General features: G+C 71.8%; 14 protein-coding genes. 10 read left to right on the forward strand and 4 right to left on the reverse strand.

Annotated elements, in window-relative coordinates:
• The first annotated feature begins 16 nt into the window (after window positions 1-16).
• Window positions 17-715: a PP2C family protein-serine/threonine phosphatase gene (locus tag VF106_RS32115; protein WP_330843646.1), complete on the forward strand. Its 699-nt coding sequence runs from the start codon at window positions 17-19 to the stop codon at window positions 713-715.
• Between the two features lie 145 nt (window positions 716-860).
• Here VF106_RS32115 and VF106_RS32120 read toward each other — a convergent pair whose 3' ends face one another.
• Entirely contained in the window at window positions 861-3,548 is a 2,688-nt protein-coding gene (locus VF106_RS32120) for an AfsR/SARP family transcriptional regulator (protein ID WP_330843647.1), read from the reverse strand.
• Window positions 3,549-3,945: 397 nt separating this feature from the next.
• Between VF106_RS32120 and VF106_RS32125 the strand changes: the two genes are divergently transcribed.
• From VF106_RS32125 to VF106_RS32155, 7 genes are all read left to right on the forward strand, one after another.
• Window positions 3,946-6,987, forward strand: coding sequence for an AfsR/SARP family transcriptional regulator (locus VF106_RS32125; RefSeq protein ID WP_330843648.1), 3,042 nt, complete (start codon window positions 3,946-3,948; stop codon window positions 6,985-6,987).
• A gap of 82 nt (window positions 6,988-7,069) precedes the next feature.
• Window positions 7,070-7,552, forward strand: a complete 483-nt coding sequence (locus tag VF106_RS32130) for an NlpC/P60 family protein (RefSeq protein WP_330843649.1) — start codon at window positions 7,070-7,072, stop codon at window positions 7,550-7,552.
• Between the two features lie 248 nt (window positions 7,553-7,800).
• Window positions 7,801-8,307, forward strand: coding sequence for a YbaB/EbfC family nucleoid-associated protein (locus VF106_RS32135; protein WP_330843650.1), 507 nt, complete (start codon window positions 7,801-7,803; stop codon window positions 8,305-8,307).
• A 6-nt stretch (window positions 8,308-8,313) separates the two neighbouring features.
• Complete coding sequence (locus VF106_RS32140; protein WP_330843651.1) at window positions 8,314-8,631, forward strand: WXG100 family type VII secretion target; 318 nt, start codon at window positions 8,314-8,316, stop codon at window positions 8,629-8,631.
• Window positions 8,632-8,638: 7 nt separating this feature from the next.
• A complete protein-coding gene (locus VF106_RS32145; RefSeq protein ID WP_330843652.1) occupies window positions 8,639-15,208 on the forward strand; it encodes a WXG100-like domain-containing protein in 6,570 nt (2,189 codons plus the stop codon).
• Between the two features lie 17 nt (window positions 15,209-15,225).
• Window positions 15,226-15,699 carry a hypothetical protein gene (locus VF106_RS32150; RefSeq protein WP_330843653.1) on the forward strand — a complete coding sequence of 158 codons (474 nt, stop codon included), beginning with the start codon at window positions 15,226-15,228 and terminating at the stop codon, window positions 15,697-15,699.
• Window positions 15,700-15,725: 26 nt separating this feature from the next.
• The gene (locus VF106_RS32155; RefSeq protein WP_330843654.1) at window positions 15,726-17,237 is read left to right on the forward strand and encodes a TNT domain-containing protein; all 1,512 of its coding nucleotides are present in this window, start codon (window positions 15,726-15,728) and stop codon (window positions 17,235-17,237) included.
• A 146-nt stretch (window positions 17,238-17,383) separates the two neighbouring features.
• On the opposite strand, the gene VF106_RS32160 is transcribed toward VF106_RS32155, so the two are convergent.
• Entirely contained in the window at window positions 17,384-17,596 is a 213-nt protein-coding gene (locus VF106_RS32160) for a helix-turn-helix domain-containing protein (protein WP_330843655.1), read from the reverse strand.
• Between the two features lie 97 nt (window positions 17,597-17,693).
• Between VF106_RS32160 and VF106_RS32165 the strand changes: the two genes are divergently transcribed.
• A complete protein-coding gene (locus VF106_RS32165; RefSeq protein ID WP_330843656.1) occupies window positions 17,694-18,026 on the forward strand; it encodes a DUF952 domain-containing protein in 333 nt (110 codons plus the stop codon).
• Here VF106_RS32165 and VF106_RS32170 read toward each other — a convergent pair.
• The gene (locus tag VF106_RS32170) at window positions 18,023-19,774 is read right to left on the reverse strand and encodes an RNA polymerase sigma factor (protein ID WP_330843657.1); all 1,752 of its coding nucleotides are present in this window, start codon (window positions 19,772-19,774) and stop codon (window positions 18,023-18,025) included. The genes VF106_RS32165 and VF106_RS32170 overlap by 4 nt on opposite strands.
• Window positions 19,775-19,794: 20 nt before the next feature.
• The gene (locus VF106_RS32175; RefSeq protein ID WP_414639109.1) at window positions 19,795-20,325 is read right to left on the reverse strand and encodes a sigma factor; all 531 of its coding nucleotides are present in this window, start codon (window positions 20,323-20,325) and stop codon (window positions 19,795-19,797) included.
• A 225-nt stretch (window positions 20,326-20,550) separates the two neighbouring features.
• On the opposite strand from VF106_RS32175, the gene VF106_RS32180 reads away from it, so the two are divergent.
• Window positions 20,551-20,772: hypothetical protein (locus tag VF106_RS32180; RefSeq protein WP_330843658.1), on the forward strand; the 222-nt coding region annotated here is incomplete at its 3' end.

The following is a 20,772-nucleotide window of genomic DNA, read 5'->3' on the forward strand; positions in this document are numbered from 1 at the left end:
GGCATGATCGCGCCTTGTGCGCTTTGAGGCAGCGGCCGGAAGTGACGTCGGACGCCGGTACGCGGCGAACTTCGATGTCCTGCACGTGAGCACCGAACCGTTGCTCGCGGTGGTGGCGGACGGGATGGGCGACAGCAGAGGGAGTGCGCTCGCCGGACGGGCCACAGTGGACACCGTGGTGGAGGGCATCACCGGGGAGGTCACGCCCGATCTCCTGCGTGCGGTCGTGGCAAGGGCGCAGGACACGGTGATCGAGATCGGCCGGGGCGATGTCGGGCTCGCCGGCTGCACGTTGACCGCGCTGACCGGCGGTCCTGACGGGCTGTGGATCGTCCAGGTCGGCGACTCGCGGGTGTACCGGTTGCGCGGCGGGCTGCTCGAACTGCTGACCGTCGACCACACGATGGCCTGGCTCGGCGCGGTGCACGGCTGGTACCCGTTCGACTCGCGGGAGGCCAGGAACGCGCGCTACCACCTGACCCGCTACATCGGGCATCCCGACCGGCCGGCGCCCGACGTGCTGAGCGTGGCGCCCGCCGCCGGCGACGTCTACCTGCTGTGCACCGACGGGGTCGCCGAGCAGGTCCCCTACGCGCGGATCGCGGAGGTCCTGGGCACCCGCGCACCGGAGCCGGCGGTGCGCGAGCTGCTCGCCGCCGCCGACGCCGCGGGCGGCGACGACAACGCCACCGCGGTGGTCGTCGCGGTTCGGTGAGGGATCATGGCTGTACAGCGCCGGCGAAGCAGTGTGCGGAACGCGGTGATCTCCTCCGCGGAGGTGAACGCGCAGTGCCCGGCGCGGCCGACGAACAACTGTTTCAGCACGGCAGGTTGGGCCACGCTGTAGACCTGTTCGTAGTTCATCGCCAGGGCCCGGTCACCTGGACGGTGTCGCCGAGTGCGGTGGACACGTCCGCCTTGAGGGCAAGGTGGTTGGCGCTCGCGAAGGTGTTGTTGTTGGCACGGCAGATGGTGAGGGCGGCGTCGCAGTAGTCGAGGGCTTCGGTGAGGCGGCCGGTCCGGAGCGCGAGGTAGCCGAGGTTGCCGAGCACGTCGGCCTCCGTCTCGCTGTGTCCGTGTTCGCGGGCCAGGCTGAGCGCCTGCACGGACAGGTGGTGTGCCTGATCGTGGTTGCCGAGCCGCGCGTGGGCCACGCCCGCCTCGTGGAGCGACTGACCGAGCCCGAGAGGGTCGCTGAGTTCGCGGAACAGGCGGGTCGCGTGGTCGGCATGGCTCAGCGCGTCACGGTGGTCGCCGGTCAGGTTGGCGACCGCCGCGAGCGCCTGGTGGGTGGTGGCCTCGCCGGGTAGGTCGCCGGCGCTGCGGAACAGCATGAGTGCCTGCCGGACGTGGTCGACGCCCTCGGCGTGGTTGCCGGCCCGCACGTACGCGAAACCGAGTTGCCGGTGGAGGAAGGCGGGCTCGCCGAGCCGTTGTGCGGCGGCGAGACCGGTGCGTGCGACGGTGACGGCAGCGCCGGTGTGGCCGCCGCGCCGGTGGAAGACGGCCAGTGCCCGCGCCAGCAGCCAGACGTGGGTGTCCCAGCCGTGGCGTTCGGCGAGTTGTTGTGCGGCAAGCAGGTTGGCGTGTTCCGCCGCGAACCAGTCCCACGCCGACGCGCTGTCCCGCAACGGGTGCGCGGCGATGTCGGTGGCCGGGAGGTCGAGGGTGGCCGGGAGGTCGAGGGTGGCCGGTTCGTGTCGCGGGCAGAGCAGCCGGTCGGCGTGGTGGGCGGTGCGCAGGTAGAAGTCGCAGAGCCGGCGCGCCGCGGCCTCCCTTTCCTGGCCGGACAGGTCGGCGGCACGGTCGACCGCGTACAGGTGGACCAGGTTGTGCATCCGGTAGCGGCCAGGCCCGTGCTCGCTCAGCAGATGTGCGTCGGTGAGCGTGCGCAGCAGCGTGCGGGTCCGGCTGACCGGTTGCCGGATCAGGCTCGCCGCGGCGGGCACGCCGATGTCCGGCCCCGGGACGAGCCCCAGGAGCTGGTAGGTCTCGGCCGCTTCCGGCGACTGGGTGGCGAGCGAACACGCGAACACCGCACGCAGGCTGGCCGCCGCCTCCCCGGTGTCCATGCCGTCGAGCCGGTCGTCGCGGAGCTCGTCGGCGAGCAGTGACAGCGGGAAGTCGGGGCGGCTCTTCGCGCGCGCGGCCACGATGCCGATCGCCAGTGGCAGCCCGGCACAGAAGGCGAGCAGGTCTCTGGCCGCCTCGGGTTCGGCGTCGAGTCGCTCGCGGCCGATGTGGCGGGCCAACAGCTCGCGCGCCTCGGCATCGGCAAGCACGTCGAGGGGCAGGTGCTGGGCGCCGTGCGTGGTGACCAGCCCGGTGAGGCTGTTGCGGCTGGTGACGAGCATCGTGCAGCTCGGGGTGCTCGGCACGAGCGGCAGGACCTGGGCCGTGTCACGGGCGTTGTCCACGACGATCAGCATGCGTTTGTCGGCGATCAGGCTCCGGTAGAGCGCGACCTGGGCGTCGGGATCGGTCGGGACCGACCTCGGGTCAACGCCGAACGCGTCGAGGAAGCCGCGGATCGCCGCCGCGGCGGGGGTCGGCTCGCCGCGGGCGTCGAACCCGCGCAGGTTCACGTACAGCTGGCCGTCGGGAAAACGGTCCAGGTGGTCGTGTGCCCACCGCAGCGCCAGCCACGTCTTGCCGATCCCGCCCAGACCGCTGATCGCCGTGACGGGCACCGCGTCGGCCGTCGCCGGTTCGTCCAGTATGGACAGTTCACGGGCCCGGCCGGTGAACAACCGGGGCGGCGTCGGCAACTGGCGTGGCACCGGACCGCGTACCGACACCGGTGCCGCCTGGCACAGCGACGGGTCCGCGTTCAGGATCCGGTTCTGCAACACCCGCAACGCCGAACCGGGCTCGGCGCCGATCTCCTCGCGGAGGCGTTGCCGGGTCCGCCGGTAGTGTTCGAGCGACTCGGCCACCCGGCCACTGCGGTAGAGCGCCAGCATGAGCTGCCCGGCGACCCGCTCGTCCAGTGGCCCGGCCGCGGCCCGGTGGTGCAGGTCGGCGACGAACTCGGCGTGCCGGCCGCACCGCAAGGCGAGATCGATCCGGTCCAGCTCGGCGCCGGCACGCTCGCGCTCCAGGTTGTCCCGGACCTCGCGCAGCCACGGACTGTCCAGCCCGGCGAAGGCCTCGCCACGCCACAGTCGCAACGCCCGCTCCAACAGCGTCAGCGCCCGGTCGCCGTCGTTGTTCCGCGCCTGCGTGACGAGCGAGCGGAAGCACGACACGTCCACCGCGACCGCGTCGACCGCGAGGGCGTAACCACCGACCCGCCGGGACATCTCGACACCCGCGTCCGAGGACAGGATCCGGCGCAGCCGTGACAGGTAGCTGTACAACGTCTCTCTCGCCCGGAGCGGACTGTGCGGTCCCCAGACCCGCTCCACGAGACGGTCCGCGGGTACTCCCCCGCCTCCGTCGACGAGCAGGGCCACCAACACCGCCCGCTGCCTCAGATGACCGAGGTCCACGGGTCGGCCATCGACCCGCGCCTCGACATCGCCCAACAACCAGAACTCCACCGCCATGCCATTTCTCTACCGTCTCGAACCACGCTGTCCGGCCGTAAGCGCTGTTCGGGACAGTTCGGAACACGTTCGAACGCCAACGAGCGCATGTCCCTGAGCGGGCCGCCGGCGTCTGGACTGACGAGCACGCAGACCCCCGCGAGGAACGAGCCCAGGGTCTGCGCGCGCAGGAGGGAAGACGCCGGATTGAGGCCCGCGAACGCCGAGCGGCAGCGAGGCCATGTCCTGAGCGGGCCGCCGACGTCTGGACTGACGAGCACGCAGACCCCCGCGAGGAACGAGCCCGGGGTCTGCGCGCGCAGGAGGGAAGACGCCGGATTGAGGCCCGCGAACGCCGAGCTCCAGCGAGGCCATGACTCAGTGGATCTCCTGCACGCTTGCGGCATAGCGTTAACGTGTGCGTGTTCTCGTGTTGGGGCCGGTCGAGGTTCGTGGGGTCGCGACCAACCTCGGTGGTCCCAAACCCAAGGCGCTGTTATCGGCGCTGCTGCTGCAGGCGAGGCAGGTCGTGTCGGTGGACCGGCTCGTCGACCTGATCTGGGACACCTCGCCGCCGCAGTCGGCGGTCGCGCTGGTGCACACCTATGTCTCGGCGCTGCGCCGCGGTTTCACGGCCGCGGGAATGCCCGGCGTCGTGGTGACCAGGGCGCCCGGCTACCTGCTGAACGTCACGCCGGACGACAGTGATCTCGAGTCCTTCGAACGGCACCTCGACCTCGCGCGGCGGGCGGAGCGCGAGGACGAGCACGAGACCGCCGCCCGGCACTACGAGCTCGCGCAGGGGTTGTGGCGAGGACCCGCGTTCGGCGGGGTGGACGCCGACTTCGCCAGGGTGCGCGCCGACGGGTTGGCCGAGGAACGGCTCGGCGCCGAGGAGGGCTTCGCCCGGTGCCTGCTCGCGCTGGGGCGCGCGGGCGAGCTGACGAAACCACTGCGTGCGTTGGTCACCACGCATCCACTGCGAGAAGAGGCACGCGGGCTGTTGATGCGCGTCCTCTACGAGACGGGCCGGCAGGCCGACGCGCTCGCGGTCTACCGCGACGGGCGGGAGCGGCTGCTCGACGAGCTGGGGCTGGAACCGGGTGAGCGGCTCCGTGAGCTGCACGGCGAGATCCTCGCCGGCACGCTGAGCACCGCGCGGCCGGCGCGGGCGCCCGCTGCCCCGGCGCCGCCGAGGTCGGCCGTGCCGAGGAACCTGCCGCCCGACATCGGCGACTTCACCGGCCGGGAGTACGCGCTGGAGACCGTGCTGCGCCGCGCGACCGCCGACGCCGACACCCGGACGAACACGCCGACGGTGGTGGTGTCCGGGTTCGGCGGCGCCGGCAAGTCGGCGCTGGCGGTGCACGCCGCGTACCTGCTGCGCGGCGACTACCCGGACGGGCAGCTGTTCGCGGACCTGCGCGGCTACGACCGCGAGGCCGGCGCGTTCGAGGTGCTCGGCCGGTTCCTCGGCGCGCTCGGCGTCGCCACCGCCGACCTGCCGGCGGGCGTTGACGACCGGGTCGAGCTGTACCGGCGCACCGTGTCCGGCCGGCGACTCGTCATCGTGCTGGACAACGCGCGTGCCGAACACCAGCTGCGGCCGCTGCTCCCCGGCGACCCGCACTGCCTGGTGCTGATCACCAGCCGTTCCCGGTTGACCGGGCTGGAGGGCGTCGAACCGGTCGAGCTGGGCTTCTTCTCCACCGCGACCGCCGTCGAGATGCTCAGCAAGATCATCGGCGCGGACCGGGTCGCCAGCCAGCGCGCGGCGGCGGAGCGGATCGCGGACCTGTGCGGCGGGGTGCCGCTGGCGATCCGGGCCGCCGCGGCCAAGCTGCTGGCCCGCCCGCACTGGCCGCTGCGGTCGCTGGCGGCGCGGCTGTCCGACGAACGCCGCAGGCTCGACGAGCTGGCCGTCGGCGACCTGGCGATCCGGTCGAGCCTGGCGTTGAACTACACCGAGCTGTCCGACCAGCAGCGGCGGGCGTTCCACCTGCTCTGCGTGCTGGACCTGCCGGACCTCGGGTGGTGGGTGGCCGCGCCGCTGCTGGACATCCCCCTCGACGAGGCAGAGGAAACCGTCGAGCAGCTGGTCGACCTGAGACTTCTTGACGTGGCCGGGGTGGACGGCATCGGCCGGGTCCGCTACCGCTTCCACGACCTCGTGCAGCTCTTCGGCGCCGAGCACGCGCAGGCCGCCGAGTCCGCCGAGGAGATCGCGGCGGCCGTGTCCCGCCTCCTGGCCACCTGGATGGCGCTGGTCGAGGCCGGTTCCCGCAAGCTGCCGAGGGTGACGCTGGGGCTGCGGCCGAACCTCGACCCGAGCGTTGCCGTGGACCGCGAGCTCGTCGCGGAGGTCGAGGACGACCCGACCGGCTGGTTCAAGTCGGAGACGGCCGCGGTGGTGCGGGCCGTCGAGCGGGCCGGTGAGCTCGGCATCGACAGCATGACCACGCTGTTGATCACGTCTCTGCTGTCCTCCCCGTTCGCCGCCCGCAACGAGTTCGACGGCTGGCAGCGCACCCACGACGTCGCGCTCCGAGTCGCCCGCGCCGCCGGCAACCGCCAGGCCGAGGCCATGGTGCTGGCGGGTCTCGGCCAGCTGCACTACGAGAAGGACGACTTCCACACCGCGTTCGAGCACTTCACCGGTGCCGAGGCACACGCGCTGGCCGTCGGGGACGACGCGACGCGGGCGGTGGCGCTGGTCGGGCTCGGCACGGTCCGCCGCGATCTCGCGGGGTTCGACGCCGCACGCCGCGACCTGGAAGCCGCCGCCGCGCTCGGGGAGAAGATCGGTGACGACGCCGTGGTCGCCGCGGCCTGCTACGGCCTCGGGGTCATCAGCCGTGACCACGGCGACATCGCCGAGGCGGCGGTTCTCCTGCACCGCTGCGTCGAGCTGTACCGCAAGGCGGGCGACAGCCGGGGCGAGGCGCTGGCGCTGCGCGGGGTGAGCCTGTGCCACCGCGCCCGCGACGAGCACGCGGAAGCCGCCGCACTGTCCGCCCGGGCCACGGCGCTGCTCGAGTCGGCGGGCGACGATCTCGGCGCCACGTATGCCCGGCAGTCGACGGCGAAGGCGCTGCTCCGGCTCGGCCGCATCGACGGCATGGCGGACCTGCTCATGGACTGCCTGGACAGCTGCACCCGCCACGGCGACCGGTTCGGGATCGCGCTGATGACCCGCACGCTGGGCGAACTGCAGCTGGCGACCGGCGACCAGGCCCTCGCCACACGGACCCTCACCGCCGCGCTGGCGGAGTGGGAGGAGCTGAAGCTGCCGCTGTGGCAGGCGAGAACGCTGCGGGACCTGGCCGCCGCGACACAGTCCGACGAGCAGTGGCGGCGTGCCCGTGAGCTGTTCTTGGCCGTCGGTGGCCGCGAGGCGGCGGAGCTGACCGGCCACACGCCCGCGACCTGGTACGAACACGTTCTTATAGGGGACTTATAGGTCCGGCTGGCGGCTTTTGCAGGAGGCTTGCAGCCGAGCACGCGAACCTTCTCGTGTCAGACACACGAGAGGAGGTTCGAAGGTGGCCGCACAGGACCAGGTCGAGACGCCGATCCGGCTGGGCCCGCCGATCCGGCGCAGCGAGATCATCGAACGCGCGGAGAGCTGGTTGCGGCCGTCCGTTCCGTACCGCACGACCAAGTTCCACCACAACGAGTTCGGGATCTACCGCACCGACTGCTCGGGCTACGTCTCGATGGCATGGGGCCTGCCCAGCGTCCCGCACGACCGCAGAGGGGGACTCGACACGCTCGGGCTCGCCAAGGTCAGCGAACCAATCGACAGGGACGACCTGCGCGCCGGCGATGTGCTGCTGCGCACCGAGGGCAGCCGCCTCATCCGCCATGTCGCCGTGTTCCACGAGTGGATCGACGACGATCGGACGGCATACTGGGGGTTCGAGCAGTCGGGCGGATCCGGAACCGTGCATCGCCGCGTCACCTACCCGTACGGCGGGCTGGAACACTACCTCCCCCGCCGCTACCTCAACGTGATCCATTACTGAATTCAGACAACCCCACTGGGGCACCATGGCCCGGTGGTCGGCCTGTACTGGCCGGCCGCCGGGCCTTCGACGTGTCCACAGTGATCATCGGGACCCGGATTGGCGGGTTCTGACCACTACGGACAGTGTCATGTGTGAAGCTGTAGGCCGCGCGACCAGGGCGGACCAATTTGTTCTTGGTTCCGTGAATCCGAAACGGGCTTCGGTGCGTCTGAGGCCGTAACAGTCCTCCGAGGGGGAAGCAGACCATGACCAATCCCGCTGATCGTCGGGCGCAGTTGGAAGCACGCAACGCCGCCATGCGCGAGAACGTCGCTCAGCTGATGACCGACCTGCAACGCCGCACCGCCGCCCTCGCCGACGCGCAGGCCAGGGCGAACGCGGTCACCGGGAGGGCCATCTCGGAGGACGGTCTGGTCCGCGCGGAGGTGAACCCGGCGGGAGTGCTCACCAACCTCGAGTTCTCGCAGGCGGCGTTCGACCGGTACACGCCGGAACGGCTCGCCCGCATGGTCCTCCAGACCTCGCAGGCCGCGGCCAGGGCCGCGCGCGAGGAGGTCGACGAGGCGCTGGCCCCGCTCCAGGAGAACACCCCGGACCTGTCGAACCTGTTCGAGGGCGCGCCGTCGTTCGGCGACCTGCTGCGCCCGCCTGCGGCCGAGGGCAGTGCCCCGGAGCCCCCGCCGTCGCGGCCTGCCCGTCGCGACGATGACGACGACGAAGAGAACGACGTCACCATCTACGGGAGGGACTAGCCACCCATGCCTGATGGATTCACAGTCCAGCCGGACCGGATCCGCGCCGGTGCCACCGGGGTCGGCGGTGCCGGGGACGCGCTGAGCACCGCGGGCACGACGCTGGGCGGCGCCCTCGACGCGCAGGGCCAGTGCTGGGGGAACGACGAGTCGGGGCAGTCGTTCGCCAAGGACTATGTGCCGAACTCGCAGAAGGTCCGCGACGCGTTCGGGTCGCTGTCCGAGGCGCTGCAGGCCATCAAGAAGGCCCTCGACGAGTCCGCGAACGCCTACGAGGGCGTCGACACCACGAGCGCCACCGGCTACAAGGCGATGGAAGGCTGAGTCACGGGTGTCCATCAACATCCCACCAGAGATCACCTGGCTGTTCCCGATCGTCGTCGGAGAGAGCTGGCCAGAAGGCGACGAGGACAAGCTGCGCGCGCTCGGTGATGCCTGGCGTGCCGGCGGCGTCGACATCGGTGAGGTCATCACCCAGGCGCAGGGCGCGGTGGACCAGGCGCTGGCCGGGATGGACGGGGAGGCGGCCGACGCCTTCCGTAATTACTGGAAGCAGTTCGTCGAGGGCGACGAGGCCTATCTGACCTCGCTGCAGAAGGCATGTGAGGGCCTCGGCGAGTCGTGTGACAACTGCGCGCTCGAGGTGGAGTACGCCAAGTACTCGATCATCGCCGCGTTGATCATGCTGGCCATCGAGATCGCCGCGATGATCGCCGCCGCCTTCGGCACGTTCGGCGCGTCCACCGCCGGCATCCCGATCGCCCAGGCGGCCACGCGCATCACGGTCCAGATGATCTTCCGCAAACTGATCATGGCGATCCTGCGCGAGATGGTGATGGAGGTCGCCATCGACGTCGCCATCCAGGGCCTGCAGTTCGCCAAGGGCGACCGCCACAGCTGGGACTGGGGCAAGACCGGCAACGCGGCCCTCTCCGGCGCGGTCTCCGGCGCCATCGGCGGCGGCCTGGACTTCGTCCCGACGAGGGCCACCGGCCTGGGCGGGAACATCGCGGAAGGTGCCGTCCGAGGGGCCGTGGAGGGCGTCGGCTCGACAGTGGCCACCGCCGCGATCACGGGCGAGGACATCACCGCAGGCGACCTGCTGAAGGCCGGCGTGTCCGGCGGCGTAGGCGGCGGCGTCGGCGGCGCCAAGACCCACTTCGACACCCCGACGGTCAACACCCCGGACGGCTCGAACCTGCCAGGCGGCGAGCCCGGCACACCAGGTTCGCCTCCGGGATCTCCCGGCACACCAGGCTCACCCCCCGGATCGCCCGGCACGCCCGGATCGCCCGGGTCGCCTCCGGGCTCACCAGGCTCGCCGGGCGGCAGTCCCGACGGCGCCGGTTCGCCGGGGACGGGGTCACCCGGTGCGCCGTCACCCGCCACGCCAGGGTCGCGCGGCAGTGACAACAGCACGTCCGCCTCCGGACTGACCCCCAGTCCGGACGGCCCAGGCTCTTCGGGCTCTCCCGGCACCGGCGCGCCACCGCGCCTGCCCACGTCGAGCCCAGGCGATGGCCCCCAGAACGCACCAAGCGGCTACGCCCCAGGCGGCCAACAGGGCGGCGGCTCCGGTCCCGGCCAGGCACCGGCCGGCGGCGCTCCCCGACCCAGCGGCCTACCCTCGGGCGGCTCCGGCGGTTTCGGCGGCAGCGGCTCCCCCGGCTCGGGCGGCTCCTCTGGCTCGGGCGGCGGCCCTGGTTCGGGTGGCGGCCCTGGTTCGGGTGGCGGCTCGTCGGCCGGTACCGGCGGCTCCTCGGCGGGCGGCCCGGGCGGTTCCGGCGCGGGCAGCCCGGGTGGTTCCGGCACCGGCAGCCCAGGCGGTTCGGGCACCGGCAGTCCGGGCGGTTCGGGTGCCGGCGGCGCCAGCGGCTCAGGCGTTGGCGGGCCTGGCAGCGGCGGATCCGGCGCGGGCAGCCCGGGAACCGGATCAGGCACAGGCGGGCCTGGCACTGGAGGCCCCGGCACGGGCGGCCCGAGTGCGGGCAGCCCCGGAGCCGGTAGCCCTGCCACGGGCGGACCAAGCACAGGCGGTGCAGGCAGCCCAAGTGCGGGCAGCCCAGGCGCGGGCGGACCAAGCGCGGGCGGTGCAGGCAGTCCAAGTGCGGGCAGCCCAGGCGCGGGCGGACCAAGCGCAGGCGGACCAGGCACAGGCGGTGCAGGCAGCCCAAGTGCGGGTGGGCCAAGTGCGGGCGGACCAGGCACGGGCAGCCCAGGTGCGGGTGGGCCGGGAGCCGGCAGCCACGGTGCGAGCGGGCCCTCGGCTGGCGGACCAGCCGCCAGTGGCCCAGGATTCGGCGGGCCAGCAGCAGGCGGCCCCGGATCCGGTGGGCCAAGCGCCGGCAGCCACGGCTCCGGCGGGCCAGCGGCTGGCGGGCCTGGTGGAACAAGCGCCGGCAGCCCAGGAACCGGCGGGCTCAGCCCCGACTCCCCAAGCACCGGCGGGCCCAGTGCGGGCAACCCCGGCACGGCCGGCCCAGGTGCCGGCGCGCCAGGCATGGGCGGGCACGGCCCGAGCGGTCCCAGCAACCTCGGCGGACCTGGCATGGGCGGACCCGGCATGGGTGGCCACGGCCCGAACCCTGCCGGCGGACCAAACCCCAGCGGCGGACCAAACCCCACAGGTGGACCAACCCCCGGCAGCGGACCCACGGGTGGACCGACCCCGGCCGGCTCTCCCGGTGCCGGGCCTCACATGCCCGGTGGTTCCGGGCCGCTGGGTCAGTCCGGCATGCCCGCGGCTGCCTACAGTCCCGCCGACGGACCGGCTCCGAACGGGCAAAGCTCGCCCGGCGGGTTCGGTCCCGGGGCGGGCAGCCCCGCACCCGGTGGCACCCCAGGTGGTTACGGCCCCGCGGGTGGACCGACGTCGGGTGGTCCCGCGCCGTCCGGCGGGCCAACGCCCGGCGGACCCGGCGGGTTCGGCCCGAGCAGCTCCGGGCCCGGCGACCACACGCCCGGTTCCCAGGGCACGCCCGGCGGCAACAGCGGTTTCGCCCCGATGGGTGGCGCCCCCATGGGCGGCGCGCCCGGTGGTCGTGGCGGCGGGTTCCCGGAGGGTGGCGGTGGCGGCACCCCTTGGCGTGGCAACGAGAGCACCGGCCCGGCCGACACGTTCACCTCCGCGGCCGGCCTGAGTTCCGCGAGCCCATCGTCGTACACCGACCCGGGTAACTACGGCGACCCGCGCGGACAGTCCGGCGGGATGCCCGACCAGCGCGGTGTCCCGCCGCAGCCCAACCAGGGCTTCGCCGGGCCGCCGATGCAGGGTCCCGGGTTCGGCCCACAACCCGGCGGACCACAACCCGGCGGACCGCAGGCAGGTGGACCACAGGCAGGTGGACCACAGCCTGGCGGGCCGCGCCCGGACTACGGTCCCGGCGCGCGGCCGTTCGGCCCCGGCGCCGGCCCCAACCCCAACGCGGGTCCCGGTGGCTTCGGGCCCCGACCCGAGGGTGGCCAACGACCGGACATGGGCCCACGGCCAGATGGATCACGGCCAGACGGGTCACGGCCAGACGGGTCACGGCCGGAGGCGTTCAACCGGCCACCGGGCCAGCCCGGGCAGGGACCGGCCGGTCCGGTCCGTCCAGGCTCCCCGATGGGACCGACCGGACCAACCGGGCCAGCAGGCCCCCGGCCCGACGCCGGTTCACGGCCGGACATGGGTCCTCGCCCCGGCATGGGCACGCAACCCGGCATGGGCACACATCCCGGCATGGGCACCCACCCTGGCGGTCCGACCACGCGGCCGGACGCCGGCCCGCGTCCCGACACCGGGCCAACACCGGACCGGACAGGTCCAACCCCGGATCGACCCACCCCAAGCCAGCCGGGCGCGGACGCCTCCCGCTCGCCGGCACCAGACACCACACGCACACCAGACGGCACCACGCGCACACCGGACGCCTCCCGCTCCCCGGCACCAGATACCACGCGCGCACCAGACACGTCCCGGTCCCCAGAACCAGACACCACGCGCACACCAGACACGTCCCGCTCTCCGGAATCCGACACCTCGCGGGCACCAGACGGCACGCGCTCCCCAGAACCCGACACCACCCGCACACCGGAACCAGACACGTCCCGGTCCCCAGAACCGGACACCTCCCGGTCCCCGGAAGACGTCTCGCGTGCCCCGGAACCGGACGCCTCCCGCTCGCCGGAGGACACCACTCCCCCGGCGGACTCCGACAAGCCGCCGACCGCCGATCCGACACCGGACAGCGACAGCAGCACCGACGAGCCGATCAAGGGCGACGACACCGAGGGCCCCGCGCCGGAGGACGACACGCCAGACGACACCACGGACGGCGACACCGGCGACACCTCCGACTCGGACGCGGCGCCGGTCGCGGGGGACACGACCTCGGGACCGCCGGTCGACGACAACGGTGTGCCGCTGACCTTCCTCGGCACCCAACAGGGCGAGCACCCGTTCGCGGACATGGGCGAGTACATCCCGATGGGCGGCGACCGCTCCAACGGGATGGGCAGCTACGACCAGCGGGTCGCACCGCTCATCGCCGACCACAACCCGTGGGGTGTCCACAGCTCGCAGGACGACTTCAACGCACATCACCGACCGGACGGCACCTACCAGACGAACATCTGGCCGCCCAACGAAGGCGCCGTGCCGGGGTCGGAGCGACAGGTCACGCTGCCGGAGGGCACGGTCATCGACCGGTTCGGCGGCGAGACGACGGGCAGGTATCTTTCCCCGCTGAACTCCGACGGACAGCCGTACCACTACCGCGACCGGGCGATCTTCCCGGACAACGCGCAGGTCGGCTATCACGTCTACGTCGTCGCCGACCCGAACGGGCTGCCCGGCACGCTGGCCGACGTGGCGCCGGCGCTCGGCCAGCCCGGCGGCGGTCGCCAGTTCACCCTCGAGGACGGCGTCACCGTCAAGGAACTGCTCGACGCGGGCATCCTCAGGGAGGTGCACGTCGCGCCGGGCAACGGGCGGGTACTTCCGGACTCGTTCGGGCGCGACAGCGGCGACGGCACTCCGAACACCGACACGATCTCCGTCGACGACGCCCACGACAGCACGCCTGACACCGACACCAGCGGCGACGCCGACCGGGGCGACGACGGTGGCATGCCGGACGGCGACGGCCCACCGCAGCTGCCGGACAACCTCCAGCAGATCGCGGACGACAGCAGCTTCCGCACCCCGGCGGGTGGGGCGCTGTTCGACTCGACCGACACCATCACCCGGAACGCGGCCAACGCCGTCACGCCGATCGACGGGCACTTCGTCCTCGACGTGCACAGCGACGGCCAGCACGCGATCGTCAACGGGCAACGCCTGAGCGGCGCGGACCTGGCCGACCTGGCCCGTCACATGGGCTGGAACGGCACCGACCCGATCATCCTGAACGGGTGCGAGGCCGGCCGGAGCCCCGACGGTCTCGCCGCGGACCTGGCCCGGTCGTCCGGCGCACAGGTGATCGCGCCGACGGAGCGGTCCTGGTCAGGCGAGCGCAACACCACGCCGTACTCGTCCAGCGTCGACACCATCGGACCGGACGGCCGACCGCACCCGACCATCCCGCCGGACGGCGGCTGGCGGGCGTTCGAGCCGGACGGCAGCTTCAGCGACACCGGCAGCAACGGGCTCCCGGTCGACACCCAGGCGCCGTCCGACACGGCCGGCACACCGGACGACGGTCCGACGCCGACCACCGGCGACAGCGGTCGCGAGCCGGTGCCGTTCGGCGGGGACGTCGACCGGAGCCGGATCCAGAACCTCTTCGTCCCGCCCCGGGTCGACAACCTGGGCGACCCGGTCCAGATCGACGTCGACGACAACGCGGCCGCCACGGCGAACCCGAACGACGCGCACCGGCCGTTGCGAACCGGCGAGCAGCTGATCGGGCGGGACGGCCTGACGCCGAACACGATGTACCACGTCCCCGGTCGCGGCGACTACTACACCAACGGCGACGGCGTGATCACCCACGCCGACCTGCAGGTGGGCAACGAGCGGGACGGCATCAGGGAGGCGAGTGCCGACCAGAACCCGGACGCGTCCTACCCGGAGCCCAACACGACCTACCGGGTGACCGTCGACGGTGCGTCCCACATCTACACCACCGACGACGACGGGCTGCCGCCGCGGTACCACGAGTGGGAGCAGCCGAGGTTCGACCAGTCGACGACGTTCCCGTCCACCGACCCGAACCTGCCGGCGGACAGCCCGCTGGTCCGTCCGTTGAGTCCTCGCGAGGCACTCAGCGACCGCACCGGCTGGCCGCCGTACACCGAGATCGTGCACAACACGCCGAACGGGACGACCACGCTCTACACGGGTCCGCCGGATCCGAACAACGGAGGCCTGGCGCGGGTGGTGGCGATCGACACCCACTCGAGCCCGGACAGCGGCAGTGGCCGGGTCAACGTCGGCGACCTCAACCCCGAGCTCAACAACTTCCCACCGAACACGGTCACGCGGATCAACGGCCAGGACGTCTACGTGACCGACGAGCACGGGGTGACGTACTCGGCCACCGACACGCGCACGTACGGCCACTCGGCGCCGAGGAGCCAGCACGCGCAGGACCTGGTGGCCGCGTTCGGCACCGGCACGGACGGCGGGCACATCCGGCCGACCCAGGCGGATGGCCATCCCGACGCGCGGAACCAGTTCCCGCAGGACAGCGACGAGAACCGGCCGAAGAAGGGCCAGCCGAGCAGGGAGACGTGGTACGGCCAGGACATGGAGGCCGGGCGCGAACAGCGTCGCGGGACCACCATCCTGTGGCACGACTTCTACACGGAAGGTTCCCACGTGGGTAACCCGGCCCAGCCGACAGTGGTGCACGAGCGGTGGGTCATGCAGAGCAGTAATGGCAGGATCAGGATCCACTTCCGCCGTTACGACAACTAGCAGGGGACAACGGAGCAATGTCTGAGCCACAGGTCACGCAGGCCCAGCAGCAACGGTACGAGGAACTGCTGCAGCAGACCGGTGCGGCGTTGATCGGCGCCGCACCGGAGGGGTGGCGGCGGATCGACCTGATCGCGAAGATCGCGGAGGGTGTGCAGGACTTCGGTCTCTCCGTGATCATGACCGACCTCTCCTATGCGGAGGTCGATCCCCCGGCAGAGGCGGCACAGGCGATGCTGGAGCTGCGCAAACTGATGTACCGGCCAGAGCTCGGTGCCTGGCTGTCGGCCAGGTACGTGATCAACCCGCCGGGTGAGTTTCGTATCTTCTACAACTACGAGCACGACCCGCTGTGGGAGCCGCCGATCCCGCCGGTCGTGTTCAAGCGCGACCTCGAGACCTACCCACGGCCGGCGGAGAAGGTCCCCGGTTGGCTTCGGAACGTGATCGAACAAGCCGGGAACAGCGCTCCTCAACCGGAATCGCACTGACCCGCCTGGTAGGAGGACTTCCTTTCATGACCCGCCCAACGCCGCTCGGCATCGAGGGCCAGCGCGAGCTGACGCGGAAGATCGCCGACCTGCTGGTGGTGCGCGCGCCAGCCGACCGTGAGCAGATCCGGGTGATGTACCGCGCCACCGGCAGCCACGAGGAGGTCGTCGGGCACATCCTCGGCATCGACGGCCAGCTCCGCGACTGGGAGCTGCCGCCGGAGCTGCCCGAGTTCTACCGCCAGCTGCGTGCCGGCATGTACAAGGAGGGCGTCGGCACCTGGACGGCGGCCAGCACCATCGTCGAGTACCCGATCAAGACCACGGTCGACTACCGGGACGAGACTCGCTGGCGTAAGCCACCGCCCCGCTGGGCCGTGCTCGACGAGCTGGAGATGTTCCCCCGGACGCCCGACCGCGTCGCGAACTGGATGAAGACCGTGCTGCCGAACGCGGAGCGGGTCGCCGAGGTGGCCGGCCGCTTCCGGCGGGCGCGCATCTTCGACCACCGGGGCCCCGACGGCCGCCCGGTGGTCGACCGGCCGCCCGTGCCGGAGGCCGAGCTGCAGCAGGTGGTGAAGTACCTGACCACCGCACATGTGGTCATGGGTGGGCGCGGCTACGACCCGGACGTGTTCGACCCGGAGGGCACGCCGGACGTGCCGGCCGCCTACCTGACCGACGGGACGTGGATCTGGACGGCGTCCGTGCCGCACTACCTGACCAAGCACGGCGTGCCACCCGAGCCGGACCTGGTCGCGCACATCCGCGCCAACGGGTTCACGCCACCCCAGCCCGACGAGGCGACCAAGGACGCCGCCTACCTCGCGCTCACCGGTGAGATCCCGGAGCCGCGGCCACAGCACCCGGCACAGCAGGCTCCCGCCGAGCCGGCGCCAGCAGCGCCGACGGAGCTGTCCGACGTCGACCGCCGGGTACTCGCGATCATCGAGCGGCGGGTGAGCGAGGCGGGCGCGATTCCCCGGGCCTACGAGATCCTCGGTCCGAAGGAAGGCGCGATCTGCCTCGAACGCGTCGACGACGAGTGGCAGGTCGCCATGTACGAGCGTGGCAAGGCATTCAAGGTGCGGCGGTTCGACAAACTGTGGGACGCGGGTGCCTACCTGCTCGGCAGCCTCACCATCAGCCCGTCGAACCGGCGACTCGGCGGCAGCGATCGGAACACGGCACAGGCACTCAACGACTGGCCCATCCAACCGCTGCCCACCGAACCACCACTCACACTGCTCACCGAAAAGCACATCGCGGTGCTCATGCCCGGCCGCGAGGTCATCCGATACGGCGAACCGACCGGCAACCTCACCTTCGCCGACAACACCGAGTTCACCGCCATGTCACTACGACCGGACCGCGAGCAGCAAGGACCACGCCGCTACCGCGTGCAACGGGAACTGCACACCCTCTCCGGCGTCACCGTCCCATGGCACAACCAGCCAGGCGGCGGCACCGCATACCTGCTACCGAAAGCCGTCGAGGACCACATCGCCGACGGCAGCCTCACCGAAGTGACTGGATAGGCGCGTGGCCCTGGTCAGCGGCCGAGTCGCTGACCAGGGCCTGCCCTCCCCGGGTGTTCTCCAAAACGCAACTCGCGGGGGCCGAACGCGACTCGCAGGGGCCGAACGCGCGACTCGCGGGGGCTGAACGCGCGACTCGCGGGGTTTCAGCTGAAGACGCCTGGTTCGACGCGGCCCATTGCTTCGAGGAAGCGCATCGCCAGTGGCTGCGCCGGTGAGATCTCCAGGGCCTCGAAGGACGCCACGACCGGCTCCTGCACGCCGGCCGCCGTCGCGAGTTGGGCCTGGGTCCATCCCTGTTCCTGGCGGGTGAGGCTCACGAGTCGCACGAGGTCCTCGGTGTCGTGGGGATGTTCCACGTCGCAACACTCCTCTGGGATCGCGGGCGCACCACCCTACCCGGGCGCCGTTGCTGTTGAATCTGGTCATGATCTACCACGCCGTGCCGCTCGACGAGTGGAACGCCAGCCCGGACGAGCCGTACGCACCCGCGTCCCTCGTCGAGGAGGGTTTCGTCCACTGTTCGCCGACGAGGCGGTCACGTTGGCCGTCGTCAACGCCTTCTACCGCACCGCGTCGCGGCCGCTGCTGGCCGTGCTCCTGGACGAGGCGAAGCTGGCCGCACGGTGTGAGTGGGAGGCGCCGGCTCCGGTGCCGCCGCCCGGCGTCGCCGACGGCACCCTGTTCCCCCACGTGTTCGGCCCCATCAACCGTGACGCGGTGGTGCGCGTCCAGGAAGTCCAGTGGGACGACGAGGGCCGCGCGACAGGACTGACGGACACCGTTTAGTCCACTGCGGACACCTGGGGAACCTGAGCCGGGTCGGCGGGCGTGGTGCGGGTGAGGTACTGCGGCACGGGCGCGCCGTCGTCGCCGGTGTCGCGGACCAGGCCGTAGCGGACCCAGCCCTTCGTGGCCGGGTCGGCGGGTGGCCGGGTGGTGATGTCGGCGGTCACCTCGTCCCAGGTCCTCGGCGTCGCGGTGATGTTGTAGTCGGCGCCGCGTTCGTTGTTGGTGAGGGTGACCTCGCCGTCGAGGTAGAAGAACTCGTTCTGCCACATCTGTTGTGCGCCGTCGGGCAGCACGACGTAGCCGGACGCGGGGCCGCTGGACCCGACGGTCGGCTGACCCATCCAGGTGTTCTCGGGCGGGTTGCCGGGTTTCGTGTCGTCCATCCGCCGCAGTCCGCCCGACGCGACGTGGAACAGCTTGCCGCGCAGCCCGGTCCACGTCGGCATGACCATGCCGCCGGGGCGGTTGAACCACGCGATCTCGTAGCGCACCTGGATGTACCCGCGACCGCTGAGCACGACGTGTTCACCGCGCCGCATCATCACGTACTTCCCGCCGATCCAGCCCTTCTGCGGGTCCGCGTACGTCCCGCCGGTCGCGGTGACCTCTCCCGCCGGACGGACCGGCAACGGCGCGGGCGGGGTGAGCGGGTGCGGTGCCTCGTCGACCGTGTCGACCACGCTCCCGTACCGAGGCCCCAGCGGCGTGGGTGGTGTGGTCGTCGTCGTGGTGGGCACGGTCGTCGGCGGTGTCGTGGTTACCGACGAGGACGGTGTGGGGCTCGACGTGGTGGTGGACGTGGTGGATGAACTGGTGATCACCCCGGCCACCGGGGCCGCTTCCACCGGGGTCGACGGTTTCGCGGGCGACATGACGATCGCGCCCGCCACCCCGGCGGCCACCACCGCCGCGGCACCCGCCGCGACCGGCTTGGACACCACACCCTGCCACCAACGGGTCGTCCGTGCGGTCGGCCCGAGGAGGGCGGGCAGCACAGTCGCCGGCAGCGGAACGAGTGCGAGCCCGGCGAGGAGCCGCTCCGCGGGCACCTGGTCCCGCCACGAGTGTTCGCACAGCGGGCAGTCCCTGGTGTGCTGGGCGATCCGGCGACGCCATGCCGCGCTGGGCCGCCAGTCCCACTCCTGCAGCACGACCTCCAGCTCTCGGCAACGATGGTCGGCCCGCAACACGCGCACCACCGCCCGACCCGCGGCGAGCCGCGCCTTCACCCGCTGCACACGCACGGCGGCGTGCTGGGTCGTGATGTCCAGGGCAGCCGCAAGTTCGGCCCTGGTCAGCTCGTCGGACGCCTCCAGCCACCACAGTGACAGCAGCTCCCGGTCGTTCCCCTCCAGCCACCGCGTGGCCTCGGCGACCTCACGCCTCTGTCCGGACAGCTCCAGTCGAAGCAACGTGAGATCGACGAAGTCGGCGCCCGGGTCGGCCACGTCCGGCACCGGTTCCGGCGCCCGGACCACCCGCCGTCCCCTGTCACGGACCTGCCGCATCGCGATGGCCACCAGCCAGGACCGGAAGCTCTCGGGACTGCGCAGCTGGCCGAGCCCGTCCACGACGCGCAGCATGGTCTCCTGCACCACGTCGTCGACGTCGCTGTGCCCGGCCAGTGCCCGGCCGACCACGTTGTAGACCAGCGGCAGGTAGCCCGCCACCAGCTCGTCCAGCGCGCGCTGGTCACCCGCCTGCGCGGCCACCACCGTCGCGATTCCCGGTTGTGTGTTACCCACTCGCGTTCGCTCCTCGCCCGTCATCCTGCCCTTGGACAGGAGACGCGCCGACCACCGCCCCGATAACAGGGCCGCGGGGGTTGCGTGAAGCGCAGCGTGTTCCCGGAGGGTCGAGGAAGGCGAAGTCGCGGACGCCGTGGCGTTGGTTGATCGGTTCCTGCAGCACTTCGGCGCCCGCGGCCGATCTCGCCGAACGACACGTCGAAGACATCGTGCAGGACGAACGCGAGCCGCTCGGCGGGAGTCAACGTGTCCAGCACCACCATCAGCGCGACGCCGACCGAGTCGGCCAGCAGCGCGTCGCCCTCGGGGTCGACCGGGCCGGCGTGCGGTGCGGCTGGTTCGGGCGGCAGCGCCCCGGCGGGCTCCTCGCGCCGGGCCCGGCGCGCCTCGAGCATGTTCAGGCAGACCCGGGCGACGACCGTGGTCAGCCACCCGGCCGGGTTCTCCACCTGGTCGGTGTCGGCGCGGCTGACCCGCAGCCACGCCTCCTGCACCGCGTCCTCGGCGTCACCGGGTGAGCAGAGCATCCGGTAAGCCAGCGCTTTCAAACGGTCCCTGGTGCTCGGCGAACCGATCACTCAGCCAGTCCTGTTCGACCATCGGTCACGTCGGTTCTGAGGTTCCCCCAAGATCGCGGAGGCCGACAAGGCCGGTGCCACGATCCTCAAGCCCGCCGGTGCTCTGCCGTGGGGCGGGTACGGCGGCTCCTTCGCGGACCTGGACGGCTACAGCGCGAGGGGCACGGACCAGCCCTACGCGGAATAGGCGAACCCGTGCGTGGAGCGGGACTGGCCTGGTTCCGCTCCACGCACGCCTTTGTTCTGGTGGCGATCATCCGCCGTCAACAGCGATGGCCGGAAGTTGCCATCGATCAAGGATGGACGATCCTCACCGATTACTTTTACGGTGTGGCCATGACTGACAGGGCAGCGCTGGTTCGGTCCTGGCGCGGCCGCCTCCCGGTGGTAGCAGTGGTCGTCGCGTGTGTGACTGGT

The sequence above is a fragment of the Actinophytocola sp. genome (assembly GCF_036378875.1).
Classification (GTDB): Bacteria; Actinomycetota; Actinomycetes; order Mycobacteriales; family Pseudonocardiaceae; genus Actinophytocola.